This is a genomic window from Streptomyces sp. NPDC091289 (assembly GCF_044757365.1).
Lineage (GTDB): Bacteria > Actinomycetota > Actinomycetes > Streptomycetales > Streptomycetaceae > Streptomyces.
Genome location: NZ_JBIVUT010000031.1, coordinates 48,956 through 63,344, shown reverse-complemented (window position 1 = coordinate 63,344; position 14,389 = coordinate 48,956). Strand labels below are relative to the sequence as shown.

The following is a 14,389-nucleotide window of genomic DNA, read 5'->3' as shown; positions in this document are numbered from 1 at the left end:
GAGCCTCAGCCGGACAGGGCGAACGCCTGGGCGGAGGATCCGGAGCAGGGCTGCTGCGAGAGCCCGGCCCCATCGGCCGTCGAGGAGCCGTCGACGGCGAGGCACTTTCCGCTGTGGCGGGCGACGAAGCGGTACTGCCCGCCGCCGGCCAGGGCCTCCGGCCGCCACTGCTGGTTGACGCCGCCCTCGTACGACCACAGGTGCACCCTGGTGCCGTCCGCGGTCGCCCCGGGACCGCCGTCGACGTCCCAGGCCTTCGCGTTGTGCCGGTTCACCACCTGGTAGTGGCCGCCGTCGGTCGGCCTGAACTGCCAGCCCTGGTTGGCCCCGGCCCCGCACGTCCACTGCTGCAGCGCGGTGCCGTTCTCCGTACCCCAGTCGGCCGCGTCGAGGCAGGCCCCGCTGTTGGCGTTCCGCACCTGGTACCACGCGGCGGGGTCGATGGAGCCCGCGGGCGGATCCGTCGTTCCGCCGTTCCCGTCCCACGTGAAGGTGGCGACGGCCCCGGCGGGCAGGGTGTACGCGAGCGACCTGCCGTTGTCCGTCAGGGAGAACCGCTGCGCTCCGGAAGCCGTGTTGACGACGACGGCCGCGCGGCTGCCGTCGCTGTTCTGGAAGGCGACGTTCTGCACCCCTCCCGCGCCCTGGCTGGTGGAACCGATCCGGACCGCGCCCGCCCGGACGAACTTGGAGACATGGCCCAGGACGTAGAACTCGGCGTTGCGGGTCACCTGGCCGCCGTTGATCTCGACGATGCCGTTGCAGCGGTTGGTGCAGTGCCCCTGTTGGGGGCCGCCGTTCTGATCGAGGGCGAGGTTCCAGTTGATGACCGTCTCACCGCCGTTGCGCATGTTCTGCACGACGAGGTTCTCGGCGTGCCACCTCAGCGTGTCGCCGAACGTCGTCGCCGGGTTCTCGCTGTCGGTGCCGGAGCACTCCGTGAAGAAGACCCGCTTCCCGGCGTCGGCGATCTGCTTCTGCGCCGCGGGCGCACCGCCGTAGCAGTGGAACGCGGCTCCGATGATCCGCTGGATGCCGCCCGTCCGCGCGAAGACGTCGAGCGGGTAGTTCGGGTGGTCCCAGTTGTGGTCGTAGGCCAGGATGCTGGTCGGCAGGCCCGCCGCGGTGAGCGCCTGGTCCAGCACCCGCAGGAAGTCCGCCTGCTGGGCCGAGGTCATGCTCATGGACGGGTAACTCGTCGCGAACTCCGGCTCGTTCTGCGCCGTGAGGTCGGTGAGGGTGATGCCCTCCTGCTCGTACGCCTTGATCGCCTTGACCAGGTAGTCGGCGTACGTCTGGTAATGCTCGGTGCGGAGACTGCCGCCGTTGAGGGAGTCGTTGGTCTTCATCCAGGCCGGGGGCGACCAGGGGGAGCCCATGAAACGGATGGCGGGATTGATGGCGGTGGCCTGCTTCAGGACCGGGAGGATCCGGCTCCGGTCCCGGTCGATGGAGAAGGCGCCCCGGGTGTCCTCGTACGTGTACGCGTCCGTGTCCGCGTCGAAGTCGGTGCTTCCCAGCGGCTGGCGCAGGTAGTTGAGCCCGATGCCGTCGCCCTCCGTGGAGAAGAGCGACTTCAGCACCGTGGTGCGCTGCGCCTGCGGAAGGCTCTGGAGGAGATGGGCGGAGGCGCCCGTCACCGAGGCCCCCGCGCCGGTGAACCTCTGGCCCGTGTCGTCGGCGTCGATACGGATGTCTACCGACTGCGGGGTCCCGTCGAAGGGGACGTCCCCCTCCGGGGTGAGCTTCTTGGCGCCGTCGGGAGTGGTGACCCACACCTGTGCGGCGGGGTCGGCCGCCTGCGCGGTTCCGACGGCGCCGTGGACGCCGAGTGCGGCGACGGCCATGACGAGCGCGGCGCCTGCCGCGCGCGCTCTGAAACGCGGGGGAGTGGAGCTTGGCATGGTTGCGGCTCTCCTTGGGTTCGTACCTGCTGACAGGTGGCACCCCGGCCGGCGGAGGGCGCGGCGGACGCCTCGCTCCGGGCGTGCCGGTCACAAGAGGGCGGGACAACGGCATGAAAGCACACCCACTAAGTGGTTAGTAAGTAGTCTGCTCCAGTGTTCTTCCCCGCTGTCCTCCCTGCTGTCGTCCCCGCTGCCCGGAAGATCTTCGCCGGGCCCCCGGCAGGCTTAAGCTGAACCGGTGAGCAACCAGTCAGTGGGCAGAGCGGCACGCACTCCGGCCAGGCCCCGCACGCCGCGCAGCCCGGAAGCACGGCAGCGACAGCAGGACATCCTGGCCATCGCCATGGACGCCTTCGCCGCCCGTGGCTACAACAACGCCTCGCTCGCCGAGATCGCGGACCGGGTCGGCCTCACCCAGGCAGGGGTCCTGCACTACTTCCGCTCCAAGGCCCTGCTCCTCACCAGCGTCCTCGAACTGCGCGACCAGAAGGACATCGAGCACCTCGGCCCCGACCGTCCCCACGGCCTGGAATTCCTGCGCCACCTGGTGAACACCGCGTTGCTCAACGCCGAACGCGAGGGCATCGTCCGGCTGTACGCGGTGCTCTCGGCGGAATCCGTCACCGACGACCACCCCGCCCAGGACTACTTCCGCGACCGCTACCACGGGCTGCGCGCCTTCGTCGCCGACGCCCTGCGCGAGGCCTGCGAACTGCCCGCCGACCGGGCGGACCTGACCGACAACGCGGCCAACGCCATCATCGCGGTCATGGACGGCCTCCAGGTCCAGTGGCTCCTGTCGCCGGACTCCGTGGACATGGCCGCCTCGACCGACCTCGTGGTCACCTCGCTGCTGGCGACCCTCGCCCCCGGACGCTTCGGCCCGCACACGGCAGGCTGACCGGGGGAGCTCCGGGCCCGTAGCCTGTGCAGGAGGGGCCGGAGAGCGCCTTTCCGGGCAGGCGGACCGGGGCGCTCAGTGGGCGTCGGCCGGCGTGGAGCGGAGTCGGTCGATCCCGGTGTCGAGCGCGGCCTTGAGGTGGGCCGAGCTGCCGGTGGACATCATGATCGAAACACCGCCCTGGATCCCGGCCAGCAGCGCCGCGGCGTTCCGGTCGACGTCCACGGACGCCGGGACCAGCTCGCGGTCGCGCAGGGTGCGGATACCGTCCGCGATGCGCTCCTGCCACTGACGCATCAGCTCGGCGACGATGGCCCGCGCACCCGGCTCCGTACGGCCCACCTGGAGGAACAGGGATCCCAGCGGGCACTGGTCGTTCTGCAGCTCGTACCGCTCGACCACCGCGTCGCGCCAGCGGTACCAGGACTCCCAGGAATCCAGGCAGTCCAGATGCGGCTGCTGGTCCGCCAGCACCCGGCCGGCCTCGAACTCCGCCACAGCCAGGAGAAGTTCGTCCTTGCCGCCGGGGAAGTAGTGGAAGAGCTGGCTCTTGCTGGTGCCGGTGCGGTCCCGGATGTCGTCCAGCGTGGTGAAGGCGACGCCCTGCTCGCGCAGCACCTCCGCGGCGCCCTCGACGATGCGGGCCCGGGTGGCGCGCCCCTTCGCGGTCGAAGCCCGTGACATCGGCATCCTCCTCGACTGGACCGACGGGTCCAGCCTACCGGGGCGCCGGCCGCGGCGGCGGCCCGGACTGGACTTGCCGGTCCATTTTCATCGGAGCACAGTCGGTCGCGTGGTCCGGATCGCCGGACCGCCCCGCGGAGCCGGTCGGGCGAGGCCCCCGGACGCGGGAGTACGCACGAGATGAGGAGACGCACCATGAGCGGACGACTTCAGGGAAAGACGGCGCTCGTCACGGGCTCGACGAGCAACATCGGGCAGGCCATCGCCGAAGCCTTCGCCGCCGAAGGAGCCCACGTGGTCGTCTCGGGCCGCAGCCATGAACGGGGGCTCGCGGTCGTCGGGTCGATCCGCGCGGCCGGCGGACGCGCGGACTTCGTGGCGGCGGACCTCGACGGCACCGCCGCGGTCTCCGGCCGGCTCGCCGAGGAGGCCACCCGGGTGCTGGGCGGCCGCATCGACGTCCTGGTCAACAACGCCGGTGTCTTCCCGGGCTCCACGACCACCGACACGGACGAGGAGACCTTCGACCGCGTGTACGCGGTGAACGTCAAGGCGCCGTTCTTCCTGACCGCGGCCGTCGCCCCGGCCATGGTGCGGGCGGGCGGCGGGGCCGTGATCAACCTCGGCTCGTGGGTCGCCCGCCTCGGCATCCCGGTCGGCACCCTCTACAGCTCCACCAAGGGCGCGATGGAGACCCTCACCCGCGCCTGGGCCGCCGAGTTCGGCCCCCGGGGCGTACGGGTCAACGCCGTCTCCCCGGGCGTGATCGCCGCGCCCGCCGTCAGGGACAGCGGGGCCCACCCCGGCCAGGTCATGATGAAGGGCACCCCGGCGGGCGACATCGGGGCACCCGGGGCCATCGCCCACGCCGCCGTCTGGCTGGCGAGCGACGAGGCCGCCTTTGTGCACGGCACGGTGGTGGACGTCGACGGGGGGCGCGTCGGCGCCGCGGTCATCGCCGCCTGAGCACGCTGCCTTCTCCTCGATCCCGACGGCCCGGCCCGGTGTCCGCCACCGCGGCCGGGCCGGGTCCGCTACTCCAGGCCGTTGCGTGCGGCCAGCCGCAACAGGGCCGCGATCACGGCGGGTTCGAGGCCCAGCGCCGTGAAGGTGAGGGCCGGGCGACCCCGCCGTTCGAGCTCGACGCGGTGGAAGGCCATGAGGACGGACGCGCCGCTCGTCCTGCGCAGACCGGTCACCTCCCGCCACACCACCGCGTCCCGCACCCCGCCGAACGGGCCGGTGACGGCGACGCCGCCCCTGTGCAGCCGGCATTGGTTGCCGCCGAGCCGGGCCACGACGGTCCGCCACACCAGCCGCAGGCCGAACAGCACGAGTACCACGGCCGCGGCCACGATGCCTTTGAGCAGCGCGGAGTCCGGCCTGATCCACACCAGCGCGACGATCAGGGCGACCACCAGCAGCGTGATGGTCCGCAGCGCGGCCTGGGCGAGCGCGCCCATGACCCCGACGGCGTGGTACGTGCCGATCCGCTGCCCCAACTCCGGTCCGCTCCGGGTCTGTCGCACGCTGAACCGCCTTCTCGGTATCGGGGCCACCGGCCCCGCGCGTCCTCGGGGTGAGCGAGCGGCGGGCCCGGACGGCTGCGCGCCCTTCCCTCCGGCGCCGCCGCGTGAACGACGCTATGGCTGCCCACGACATGACACCAGCGACTGAATCGCATGGAACCCATGCGTGGCAGGAATGCGATCGGCGAAGATGCGGATGTCCGGGCGGCGACAAGCACGGCGGCAGACCGCAGCGAAGAGCAGAGCAGAGCAGAGCAGCGGAGAGAAGAACGAAGAGCAGGGGAGGGGAAGACATGTGGGAGAACGAATCGCTCCGGTTGCTCGTCACCGTGGCCGGGACCGGATCGTTCACACGGGCGGCGGCCCTGCTCAACTACACGCAGTCCGCGGTCTCCCGGCGGATCGCCGCGCTGGAACACCGGGCGGGCGGGCCGCTGTTCGTACGCCTCCCGCGAGGCGTACGGCTCACCCCCGCGGGGCAGGTGCTGCACCGGCACGCCGTGGACGTGCTCGACCGCCTGGCCCGGGCCGAGCGGGACCTGAGCGTGCTGCACGCCGGAGACGGCGGGCCGCTCCGCACGGGCGCGTTCGCCACCGCCAACATCGCACTCCTGCCGGCCGCGCTGAGAGCCCTCAAGGACGCCCGGCCGGGTATCGATGCGGCGGCCGTCGAGAGCCCGACCGGCACGCTCATGCGGCAACTGGCGGACGGAACGCTGGACCTCGCGGTCGTGAGCGACTACCCGTACGGTCTGCCCTCGGCCGACGGGATCACGACGACCGTGCTGTGCGAGGACGAACTGCTCGTCGCCCTCCCGCGCCGACACCGCCTGGCCGGGGCCGAAGCCGTCGACCTGTACGAACTCCGCGACGAGACCTGGATCCAGAGCGCGTACGGCGACCGCCCCACGATGCTCGCCGACGCCTGCGCACGCGCGGGCTTCACCCCGGGACGGATCATGCGGATCGCCGGGTGGGCGGGGAAGTTCGGCTACGCGGCCGCCGGGCTCGGCGTGGCCCTGGTCCCCTCGCTGGCGGCGCCGGCGGTCCCCGGCGAACTCGTCCTGCGCCCCCTGACCGACCCCACCCTGCGCCGGACCGTGCACGTGGCACTGCCCGATACGCCGCTCCCGGCGGCCCTGACCCTGCGGGAGTTCCTGCACACGGCGGTCACGGAGCGCGAAGGGCCGCGCTCACCGGGGTGAGACCGCCCGTCCCCCGCCCGGTACGGGGGAGGGGGCGGCGGAATCCCGCCCCGCACCGGTGGACCCGCCCGGCGTGTCGCCGTGGTCGGCCCCCACCTCCTCCAACTCGGCGTCCAACGCTGTCAGAAGCCAGTCGTGCGCGGACCCCGGCGTCGGCTCGGGACGGCCGCCGGGAGCGCTGATCACCTCGGCCGTCAGGTCCCAGTACCGGTCGATGCGCGGATCGGTCGCGAGCCGGCCCGCCAGCAGGCGCCGGAAGGCAGGCGTGTCGTGGGCCCCGTACGTGCTCGCGTACGCGTCCACGAACCCGTCCAGCGCCTCACCGGCGGCAGGCGCCGCACCACGGCGCTGTTCCCCGCCCGCCAGGTCGTACGCCTCGGCGAGACCCGCGTACAGCACGGCCGACGCACGGGCCCCCGCGACGCCGTGCGCCCGGGGCTGGCAGGAGCCACCGCCCTCGCCGCCGCCGCACGGACGGGTCACGAAGGCGTGCAGCCGGGCGAAGGCGAGGACCTGCGCCGGCCGGGGGTCGTCGGGCGGGTGCGGCACCGCCGCCTCCAGGAACGCGGAGACGGAACGGGCGGGCATCCGGGCCGGCAGCCACGCACGCCAGAAACGGGCCAGTGAGGCGGTGCTCGGCGGGGCGGCGACCGCCCCGACCAGCCGCAGCCGGCCGGGCCGTTCGGCCGGCGGGCACTCCTGTACCAGCCTGAGCGCGGCCTCCCGCCAGCGCAGCGCCGCGAGCTCGGACCCCACAGCGCGCAGCCGGCCGGCCACGGCATCCTCCAGCGCGCCGCCCGCGCCGCCCGAACCTTCCGCCCCGGCCCCGTCGCGCCCGTCCTGCTCGTCGAGGATGCGGCGCACTTCGGGAACCGGCAGGTCGAGGCCGCGCAGGGAACGGATCATGGCCAGCCGGTCCACGGCGTCCGGGGCGTACCTCCGGTGCCCGCCCGCGCTGCGGGACGCCTCCGGCAGCAGTCCGCGGTCCGAATAGAAGCGGACGGTCTTGACACTGACGCCCGCGTGCTCGGCCAGTTCACCGATGGTGCACAAGCCGTCGTACGACGAGAACACTTGAACCTCCACCAGGGGGAGTTCCTACGGTACCGGCGGGCGCTGCCGGGGGATCGGGCCGGAGCGCGGGAGACGCCGTGACAAGGAGTGACCATGACCGTATTCATCCTGGTGGCAGGGGCGTTCACCGGCCCGCACGTGTGGCGGGACACCGCCGCGCGGCTGACGGCGGACGGCGCCGAGGTGCGCATCGCGGCGCTCACCGGACTCGGCGGACGCCCCGGCGGCCCCGGTGATCCCGGTGGTCCCGGCGGGACTGTCGACATGGAGACGCATATCGCCGATGTGCTCGACGCGATCGACTCGGCGGTGGCCGCGGAGCCGGGCCGGAAGATCGTGCTCGTGGGTCACGACTACGGCATCCACCCGGTGCTCGGCGCGGCCGACCGGCGGGCCGGGGCGGTCGCCCGGATCGTTCACCTGGACGCCGGGATGCCGAGGGACGGCGTGCCCGCCCTGGCCGCCGTACCCGACCAGCGCTTGCGCGCGGAGATCGCGGAGCGCGCCGCCGGGAGCGGGGAGCCGGCCACCGGCGGTGAGCTGCCGCCCCCGGCCCGGGACGCCTGGTCCCGCTGGGGGAGCACCGCGGGCCTCTCCGAGGCGGCGCTCGACGGGCTCACCGCCCTCGCGGCGCCGCAGCCACTGGGCACACTGCTCCAGCCGCTGCGGCTCACCGGCGCCGTGGCCGCGGTGCCCGTGACCGGGGTGCTGTGCACCGGCAACGGGCCGGGCATCGAGATGCTGCAGATCATGGTGGACGTCGGCGATCCCGCACTCCGGGCCCTGGCCGACGCGCAGGTGGCCTTCTTCGAGCTGCCCACGGGGCACTGGCCGATGCTGTCCTGCCCCGTCGAGCTGGCCGCGACCCTGGCCGAGGCCGCGTCCGGTGGGGGCCACAGGCTGACCTCGGCCGACGCCGCGCACCCGCCGGCCCATCTGCGGCCGTTCCTCCTCGACGTACCCGAACGGCCCCGCGAACGGACGGGGAACACCGACCTGTATGTGCCGGACGGCCCGGGGCCGCACCCGGCCGTGGTGTTCGTGCACGGCGGTCCGGTGCCCGTCGAGGCGCTGCCCACGCCCCGGGACTGGCCGACCCTGACGGGATACGCGCGCCTCGTCGCCGGGCAGGGAGCGGTGGGCGTGACGCTCGACCACCGCCTGCACGCCGTGACCGACTACGAGGTGGCCGCCGCGGACGTGGTCGATGCGGTGGAGCGGGTGCGCGCCGATCCGCGGGTGGACGCGGACCGGGTCGCCCTGTGGTTCTTCTCGGGCGGGGGCCCGCTCGCGGCGGACTGGCTGACGGAGCCCCCGGCCTGGCTGCGCTGTGTGGCGGCGAACTATCCGATCCTCTCGCCGCTGCCGAGCTGGGGACTGGCCGACGCCCGCTTCCACCCGGTCCGGGCGGTCTCCCGCGCGGGGCGGCTGCCCGTCGTGCTGGTCCGGGCGGGGCGCGAGAGCGCGGAGATCGCCGCGACCGTCGAGGAGTTCCTGACCGAGGCCGCCCGCTGCGGAGCGAACGTCGAGGTCATCGACGTACCGGACGGCCGCCACGGCTTCGAGACGCTCGACCCGACCGACGAATCGCGCGAGGCCGTGCACCGCGCGGTGGGCGCGGTGCTGGCTCACTTGAAGGAGTGACCTCGCGATGAAGGAGTGACCTCGCGATGAACGGGGGCCGGCCGAAGGGGGTTCTCGGCCAGCCCCCGTCGCGACAACGGCACGCTTCGGCCGGGCGCGAGACGGAAGGGAGCGACTACTCGATGACCAGCTCGACGTCGATGTTGCCCCGCGTGGCCTTGGAGTACGGGCAGTAGGCGTGGGTGGCCTCGACCAGCTTCCGCCCGGCCTCGCCCGCGAGGGAGTCCGGCAGCTCCACCCGCATGACCACCGCGAGCCCGAAGCCGTCGCCCTCCTTGCCGATGGAGACCTCGGCGGTCACGGAGGCGTCCTTGGTGTCGACCTTCATCTCCCGACCGACCGCGGCCATCGCGCTGGCGAAACAGGCCGCGTAGCCGGCGGCGAAGAGCTGCTCCGGGTTGGTGCCCTTGCCGTTGCCGCCGAGCGCCGGGGGCATGGCGAGCGGCAGGTCGATCTGACCGTCCGAGCTCACGGCACGGCCCTCGCGCCCGTTGGCGGTGGCGGCGGCGGTGTACAACGCGTCCATGGATGACCCTCCTCTGGAGCCCCGACCGGGATGGTCGCGGCCACTCGCATAAAGATTGCACACAACTGAGTTGTGCGCAACTCAATAGGGTGGTCGGCGGTACGCTGGTTCCATGACCACTGCTCCGAGCGCCACGCCCGAACTCCCCGACATCCCCGAAGCGGAACTGCTGCGGCTGGACCATCAGGTCTGCTTCTCGCTGCACGCCGCGTCGCGGGCGTTCGGCGGCTTCTACCGGCAGGCGCTGAAGGATCTCGGTCTCACCTACTCGCAGTACCTGGTCATGCTGGTCCTGTGGGAGCACGGCCCGCAGCCGGTCAAGGTCATCGGGGGGCGTCTCCATCTGGACTCCGGGACCCTCTCGCCGTTGCTGAAGCGGCTGGAGAGCGCCGGACTGGTCCGGCGCGAGCGCAGCCGCGAGGACGAACGCTCCGTCCTGATCGACCTGACCGACGAGGGTGCGCGGCTGCGCGAGCGCGCACTGTCCGTCCCTCGTGGCGTGATGGCCGCGACCGGCCTGTCCCTGGACGAGGTCCTCGGGCTGCAGGAAGTCCTGAGCCGCCTCACCGCCGCCCTGGGGGAAGCTGTCGACGCCTACTGACCGGGGGCGTCGCCCCCGAACCTGATGACAGTCAATCCTGTCGCAAGGCGGTGGCGACATAAACAATTGCCCATCACTCAAGTGGCAGCTAAATTTGTCGCATGGACGATGTGAAGGCGATTCCGACCCCTGATCAGAGCGACGAGAACTTCTGGGCCACGGTCCTGACCCCGGTCGACCCCGCCTGGAGCGAGCCCGGCGACGACGACATGTTCGCCATGGACGATCAGATGCTCGACGCGGTCCGGGCGCTGGCCGAACGGATCTCGACGCGCGCCCTCGCCTACCGCACCGCCGGCAAGCCCTTCGACGCCGCGCTCATGGCCGCGCCCGATGTGCAGCTGGCGATGTTGCGGTCGCTCTACGAGGCCAAACGGTCCGTCGACCGGCTGGCCGAGAGCGCGGCCACCGTCGCCGGGCGCGGCGGAGCCAGCTACGCGCAGCTCGGCGCGGCCTGGGGCGGCATCAAGCGCCAGTCGGCCCGCCTCAAGTGGCCCCACGCCGTGCCCAAGAAGTCCGCCAGCGAGTCCATCCCGCTCCATTACGCGGGCGGCGACGCCGTCATCCACCACGACCCGGGCGCCGACGCCTGGTGGTACACCGCCACGGGCGCGGACCTGCGGGAGGACGAGTCGGAGGCCGTCCACGGCACGTCCGCCGAAGCCATCGCACGGGCGACCGAGTTCCTGTTGACGCACGCCCGGCCCGCGCGCGACGAGACCGAGTGACCGGGACGTGCGGCTTGGCCGGCATTCCGGCGGCGCACTACCGTCGCAGGCGTGGATCTCTTCGCACGCTCATGGACCGCACTGCGTACGGCTGTCGCCGGACTTCCCGACGAGGACTTCGGCCGGCCGTCCGGCTGTACCGGCTGGCTCGTACGGGACCTGGTGTGCCACCTGATCATCGACGCACAGGACGTCCTGATCACCCTGGTGACACCCGCCGAAACGGAGCCGACCCGTGACGCGGTGACCTACTGGACCGTCTCCGGTACGCCACCCACGGGCGACGACCCGCTCGACGCCCTGACCATGCGGCTGGCCGCCGCCTACGAGGACCCGGGGCTGCTGAAGTTCCACCTCGACGACGTCGGCTCCGCCGCGGGCCGGGCCGCCCGGCTCGCCGATCCCGCTCTCCGGGTCAGCACCCGCGGCGAGGTCCTCACCGCGGGCGACTACCTCTCCGCGTACGTACTGGAGTGGACGCTGCACCACCTCGACCTGGTCATGCACCTCCCGGACGCGGCGGGACCGCCCCCGGAAGGGCTTGCCCGGTTACGGGAGTCGATCGAGAGGATCAGCGGGGCGGCGTTCCCCGCGTCATTCTCCGACGAGGACGTGCTGCTGGTCGGCACCGGGCGGCGGGCCCCGACCGAAGCCGAGACGCGCGAACTGGGCGGACAGGCATCAGCTCTCCCGTTCGTCCTCGGCTAGCGCCGCGACTGCCGCGACCGCCGTGGGGGACCGAGGTGTTCACGCCCCGTCCGCCCCGGACAGGAAAGCCCAGGACGCGATGTCGCGGTAGTGGATCGGCCCCGGGCCACGGCCGATGTTGCTGCCGACGAGGTGGAGGCGGCCCGCGTCCCAGCTCCGGCCGGCGAACCCGGCCAGCCCGGCGGCCGCTTCCACCGTGGCCGCATGGTCGCCCCGGCGGGACCGGGCCAGGGTCAGATGGGGCCGGAGCGGCCGGTCGGGGAAGGGCACACCGCACTCCCTGACCAGGGCGCGTACGTCGGTGGCGAGCCGGTGCAGCCCTTCGAGGTCCCCCGTCACCCCGGTCCACCACACCCGCTCGTCGAAGTGCCCGCCGCCGTGCAGCGCCAGCCGCAGGGGCTGTTGCCGTGCCGCGAGCCGGGCGAGCGGAGGCATCAGGGGCGGCACGGTGGTGACCGGCAGCTCGCCGAGGAACGCCAGGGTGATGTGCCAGTCCTCGATACGGTTCCACCGCATGCGGGGGTACGCCGCGTAGGCCGGCCGCAGCACCCGAGCCAGCTCTTCCTTCGCTTCGTCGGGCGGGGCGAGCGCCAGGAACACGCGGGTCGTCGTGGCCCGGACGGGTCCGTCCGCAGAGGTGCCGGTCACGGCTTCGAGCGGTTCGTTCACCTGCCGTACCGTACGTGCCGGGCGCGCCCCCGTCGCAACGCGGGGCCGACGACGGACCCGGGTGGGCCGACGCCGTAGCGGACCGTGCGTCAGCCGAGGTAGTCCGTCCGCCCCTCGTCGTCGAGCTCGAAGGGGCCCTCGGGGATGATGCAGAACTCGTTGCCCTCGGGGTCTCCCATCACCAGGAAGCCACCGTCGTCGTACCCCTCCAGCCGATGTCCGCCGAGCGCCTCGACCCGCTGCCGCTCGGCGGCCGGATCGGGCGCCGCGACATCGAAGTGCATCCGGTTCTTGCCCCGCCGGGGCTCGTCGGTCCGCTGGAATCCCAGCCCCGTACCGTGCTCGCGCCGCAGCCATACATAGGGTCCCGTGCGGCCCACGATCGGCCTGCCGAGCAGCTCGGACCAGAACGCGGCAAGCCGCTCCGGGTCCGCGGCATCGACGATCAGGGCGTTGATCCGCACCCGTGTGTCCACCATGCTGACCGATTCTCCCAGGCGCGCCCGCCCCACGCGAGGTTCAGCCGCCCGCCCGCCCCGCCCGAGCTCAGGAAACGGTCGCGTCGGCCCGTTCCGGGGCTTCCGCCGCGTCCGGGCCGGCAGCCGGCGCAGCGCTCCCCTCCGCGCGGGCGGGACGCAGCGGCCCCCGCACCAGAACGTAGAGGAACAGCGCGGCCATGACGGCGACCCCCGCCCACATGGCGTTCTGCCAGCCGTCGACGAACGACTGCCGCGCGGCCCGGATCAGCTCCTGCGCATAGGGGCCGGCGCCGTTCGCCGCCTCGACGGCGTTGGCGACGCCTTCGCGCGCGACGCCGGCCGGGCCCTCGGGGACGCCGGCGAGCCGGGAGCCGATGGCGTCGCGATAGCCGGAGGACAGCAGCGCACCGAGGAGGGCGACGCCGAGCGCGGTGCCGAACTCCCGGGTCACGTCGTTCAGCGCGGACGCGACCCCCTGGCGCTCGCGGGGGAGTGCACCGGTGATGGCTTCGGTGGACGGCGTCATCGCCAGGCCCATCCCGAGGCCCATCGCCAGCATGCCGGGAAGCACGGACACATAGCCGCCGTCCACGGAGACGATCCCGGCCATGAGCGCGAGCCCCGCGCCGGCCAGCAGGATCCCCGAGGCCATGGTGGCGCGGGCGCCGATCCGCCCGGCCAGCAGGGGCGCGAGACCCGAGGCCGCCATCATCAGGACCGCCATGGGCATGAGGGCCAGCGTGGACAGCAGCCCCGACCAGCCGAGGACGGCCTGGAAGAACGGGAAAAGGACCACGAAGATGCCCGCCTGAACCCCGAAGACCACCAGAAGAGTCACCGAGCCCCCGGCCAGTCCGCGCTCGCCGAACAGACGTACATCCAGGAGCGCGGCATCCCCGCGGCGCAGCTCCCAAGCTACGAAGCCGACGGCGGCGATCACCCCGACGGCCAGGCCGAGCAGCGTCACCGGTGCGGTCCAGCCGCGCTCCGGCCCCTCCTGAAGCACGAAGATGAGTCCGACCACGGCCACCACGGAGGTCAGCGCCCCGCCGCCATCGAACCCGTGCCCGGACGACTCGCGGGAATCGGGAACGTATCGCAGCGTCATGACCAGAGCGACCGCGCCGAGTACCAGCGGCAGGACGAACAGCCACCGCCAGTTCGCCACGTCGACCAGCGCGGCGGAGAGGAACATGCCCAGCACGCCGCCGCCCCCGGCGACCCCGGTCCACACGCCGATCGCCCGGCCCCGCTCCTTCTCGGGGAAGGTCGTGGTGATCACGGCAAGGGTGATCGGCATGATCATCGCCGCGCCCACCCCGCTCAGTAGCCGTGCGCCGAGCATGACCTCGGCCGACGGGGCGAGACCCGCCACCGCACCGGCCAGGCCGAAGACGGTCAGACCGGTCAGCAGCACCGGCTTGCGGCCGAGCCGGTCGCCGATCGCGCCGAGCGGCAGCAGCAGGGCGGCCAGGCCGAGCGTGTAGATGTTGATGATCCACAGGACCGTGCTCTGCGAGGCGCCGAAGGCGACGGCCAGGTCGGGCTGGGCGACGTTGAGCCCCGAGACCGAGGCGATCACGGCCATCAGCGCGAGGCACACCGTGATCAGGATCGTGCGGCGCCGACGCGAGTCGGGCACGCCGTCGCCGGACTCGCCCGGGACGTCGTCCGGATCGACGCGCACCGGACCGGACTGGTTCGTACTCATGGATTCCTCTTCCGTGCGAGCCC

At 72.8% G+C, this 14,389-nt stretch carries 15 protein-coding genes; 7 read left to right on the top strand and 8 right to left on the bottom strand.

Annotation, left to right across the window (positions count from 1 at the left end):
• Window positions 1-5: 5 nt before the first annotated feature.
• Window positions 6-1,904 (bottom strand): RICIN domain-containing protein, encoded by a 1,899-nt coding sequence (locus tag ACIQPT_RS33030; RefSeq protein WP_401161354.1) that lies wholly within the window; start codon window positions 1,902-1,904, stop codon window positions 6-8.
• 241 nt (window positions 1,905-2,145) lie between these two features.
• On the opposite strand from ACIQPT_RS33030, the gene ACIQPT_RS33025 reads away from it, so the two are divergent.
• Entirely contained in the window at window positions 2,146-2,808 is a 663-nt protein-coding gene (locus tag ACIQPT_RS33025) for a TetR/AcrR family transcriptional regulator (RefSeq protein WP_401161352.1), read from the top strand.
• Between the two features lie 75 nt (window positions 2,809-2,883).
• Here ACIQPT_RS33025 and ACIQPT_RS33020 read toward each other — a convergent pair whose 3' ends face one another.
• Window positions 2,884-3,492, bottom strand: a complete 609-nt coding sequence (locus ACIQPT_RS33020; protein WP_401161351.1) for a TetR/AcrR family transcriptional regulator — start codon at window positions 3,490-3,492, stop codon at window positions 2,884-2,886.
• 195 nt (window positions 3,493-3,687) lie between these two features.
• Between ACIQPT_RS33020 and ACIQPT_RS33015 the strand changes: the two genes are divergently transcribed.
• Entirely contained in the window at window positions 3,688-4,458 is a 771-nt protein-coding gene (locus ACIQPT_RS33015) for an SDR family NAD(P)-dependent oxidoreductase (RefSeq protein WP_401161349.1), read from the top strand.
• A gap of 68 nt (window positions 4,459-4,526) precedes the next feature.
• On the opposite strand, the gene ACIQPT_RS33010 is transcribed toward ACIQPT_RS33015, so the two are convergent.
• Window positions 4,527-5,021 carry a hypothetical protein gene (locus tag ACIQPT_RS33010; RefSeq protein WP_401161347.1) on the bottom strand — a complete coding sequence of 165 codons (495 nt, stop codon included), beginning with the start codon at window positions 5,019-5,021 and terminating at the stop codon, window positions 4,527-4,529.
• Between the two features lie 293 nt (window positions 5,022-5,314).
• Between ACIQPT_RS33010 and ACIQPT_RS33005 the strand changes: the two genes are divergently transcribed.
• Window positions 5,315-6,226: a LysR family transcriptional regulator gene (locus tag ACIQPT_RS33005; protein ID WP_401161345.1), complete on the top strand. Its 912-nt coding sequence runs from the start codon at window positions 5,315-5,317 to the stop codon at window positions 6,224-6,226.
• On the opposite strand, the gene ACIQPT_RS33000 is transcribed toward ACIQPT_RS33005, so the two are convergent.
• Window positions 6,215-7,300: a MerR family transcriptional regulator gene (locus tag ACIQPT_RS33000; protein WP_401161432.1), complete on the bottom strand. Its 1,086-nt coding sequence runs from the start codon at window positions 7,298-7,300 to the stop codon at window positions 6,215-6,217. The two genes, ACIQPT_RS33005 and ACIQPT_RS33000, sit on opposite strands and share 12 nt — an antisense overlap.
• A 93-nt stretch (window positions 7,301-7,393) precedes the next feature.
• On the opposite strand from ACIQPT_RS33000, the gene ACIQPT_RS32995 reads away from it, so the two are divergent.
• Window positions 7,394-8,944 carry an alpha/beta fold hydrolase gene (locus ACIQPT_RS32995; RefSeq protein ID WP_401161343.1) on the top strand — a complete coding sequence of 517 codons (1,551 nt, stop codon included), beginning with the start codon at window positions 7,394-7,396 and terminating at the stop codon, window positions 8,942-8,944.
• 115 nt (window positions 8,945-9,059) lie between these two features.
• Here the strand turns inward: ACIQPT_RS32995 and ACIQPT_RS32990 are convergent, their stop codons facing one another.
• Window positions 9,060-9,470, bottom strand: a complete 411-nt coding sequence (locus ACIQPT_RS32990) for an Ohr family peroxiredoxin (protein ID WP_401161341.1) — start codon at window positions 9,468-9,470, stop codon at window positions 9,060-9,062.
• Between the two features lie 112 nt (window positions 9,471-9,582).
• Here ACIQPT_RS32990 and ACIQPT_RS32985 point away from each other — a divergent pair, with 112 nt between their 5' ends.
• The 3 genes from ACIQPT_RS32985 to ACIQPT_RS32975 all read left to right on the top strand — a co-directional run bounded on the left by ACIQPT_RS32985 (window position 9,583) and on the right by ACIQPT_RS32975 (window position 11,507).
• Window positions 9,583-10,071, top strand: a complete 489-nt coding sequence (locus ACIQPT_RS32985) for a MarR family winged helix-turn-helix transcriptional regulator (RefSeq protein WP_401161339.1) — start codon at window positions 9,583-9,585, stop codon at window positions 10,069-10,071.
• A 101-nt stretch (window positions 10,072-10,172) separates the two neighbouring features.
• On the top strand, window positions 10,173-10,799 hold the full coding sequence (locus tag ACIQPT_RS32980; RefSeq protein ID WP_401161337.1) for a hypothetical protein: 627 nt from the start codon (window positions 10,173-10,175) through the stop codon (window positions 10,797-10,799).
• A gap of 51 nt (window positions 10,800-10,850) precedes the next feature.
• Window positions 10,851-11,507 carry a maleylpyruvate isomerase N-terminal domain-containing protein gene (locus ACIQPT_RS32975; protein ID WP_401161335.1) on the top strand — a complete coding sequence of 219 codons (657 nt, stop codon included), beginning with the start codon at window positions 10,851-10,853 and terminating at the stop codon, window positions 11,505-11,507.
• Between the two features lie 39 nt (window positions 11,508-11,546).
• Here ACIQPT_RS32975 and thpR read toward each other — a convergent pair whose 3' ends face one another.
• From thpR to ACIQPT_RS32960, 3 genes are all read right to left on the bottom strand, one after another.
• Complete coding sequence (gene thpR, locus ACIQPT_RS32970; RefSeq protein ID WP_401161334.1) at window positions 11,547-12,176, bottom strand: RNA 2',3'-cyclic phosphodiesterase; 630 nt, start codon at window positions 12,174-12,176, stop codon at window positions 11,547-11,549.
• Between the two features lie 89 nt (window positions 12,177-12,265).
• On the bottom strand, window positions 12,266-12,655 hold the full coding sequence (locus tag ACIQPT_RS32965; protein ID WP_401161333.1) for a VOC family protein: 390 nt from the start codon (window positions 12,653-12,655) through the stop codon (window positions 12,266-12,268).
• 67 nt (window positions 12,656-12,722) lie between these two features.
• The gene (locus tag ACIQPT_RS32960; RefSeq protein ID WP_401161331.1) at window positions 12,723-14,366 is read right to left on the bottom strand and encodes an MFS transporter; all 1,644 of its coding nucleotides are present in this window, start codon (window positions 14,364-14,366) and stop codon (window positions 12,723-12,725) included.
• Window positions 14,367-14,389 lie beyond the last annotated feature (23 nt).

Bases quoted from the DNA above. Each gene is read 5' to 3' on its own strand.
- ACIQPT_RS32985 (WP_401161339.1), top strand. From the start codon at position 9,583: ATGACCACTGCTCCGAGCGCCACGCCCGAACTCCCCGACATCCCCGAA.
- ACIQPT_RS32960 (WP_401161331.1), bottom strand. From the start codon at position 14,366: ATGAGTACGAACCAGTCCGGTCCGGTGCGCGTCGATCCGGACGACGTC.
- ACIQPT_RS33005 (WP_401161345.1), top strand. From the start codon at position 5,315: ATGTGGGAGAACGAATCGCTCCGGTTGCTCGTCACCGTGGCCGGGACC.
- ACIQPT_RS32995 (WP_401161343.1), top strand. From the start codon at position 7,394: ATGACCGTATTCATCCTGGTGGCAGGGGCGTTCACCGGCCCGCACGTG.
- ACIQPT_RS32990 (WP_401161341.1), bottom strand. From the start codon at position 9,470: ATGGACGCGTTGTACACCGCCGCCGCCACCGCCAACGGGCGCGAGGGC.
- ACIQPT_RS33015 (WP_401161349.1), top strand. From the start codon at position 3,688: ATGAGCGGACGACTTCAGGGAAAGACGGCGCTCGTCACGGGCTCGACG.
- ACIQPT_RS32965 (WP_401161333.1), bottom strand. From the start codon at position 12,655: ATGGTGGACACACGGGTGCGGATCAACGCCCTGATCGTCGATGCCGCG.
- ACIQPT_RS33020 (WP_401161351.1), bottom strand. From the start codon at position 3,492: ATGTCACGGGCTTCGACCGCGAAGGGGCGCGCCACCCGGGCCCGCATC.
- ACIQPT_RS33030 (WP_401161354.1), bottom strand. From the start codon at position 1,904: ATGCCAAGCTCCACTCCCCCGCGTTTCAGAGCGCGCGCGGCAGGCGCC.
- ACIQPT_RS32980 (WP_401161337.1), top strand. From the start codon at position 10,173: ATGGACGATGTGAAGGCGATTCCGACCCCTGATCAGAGCGACGAGAAC.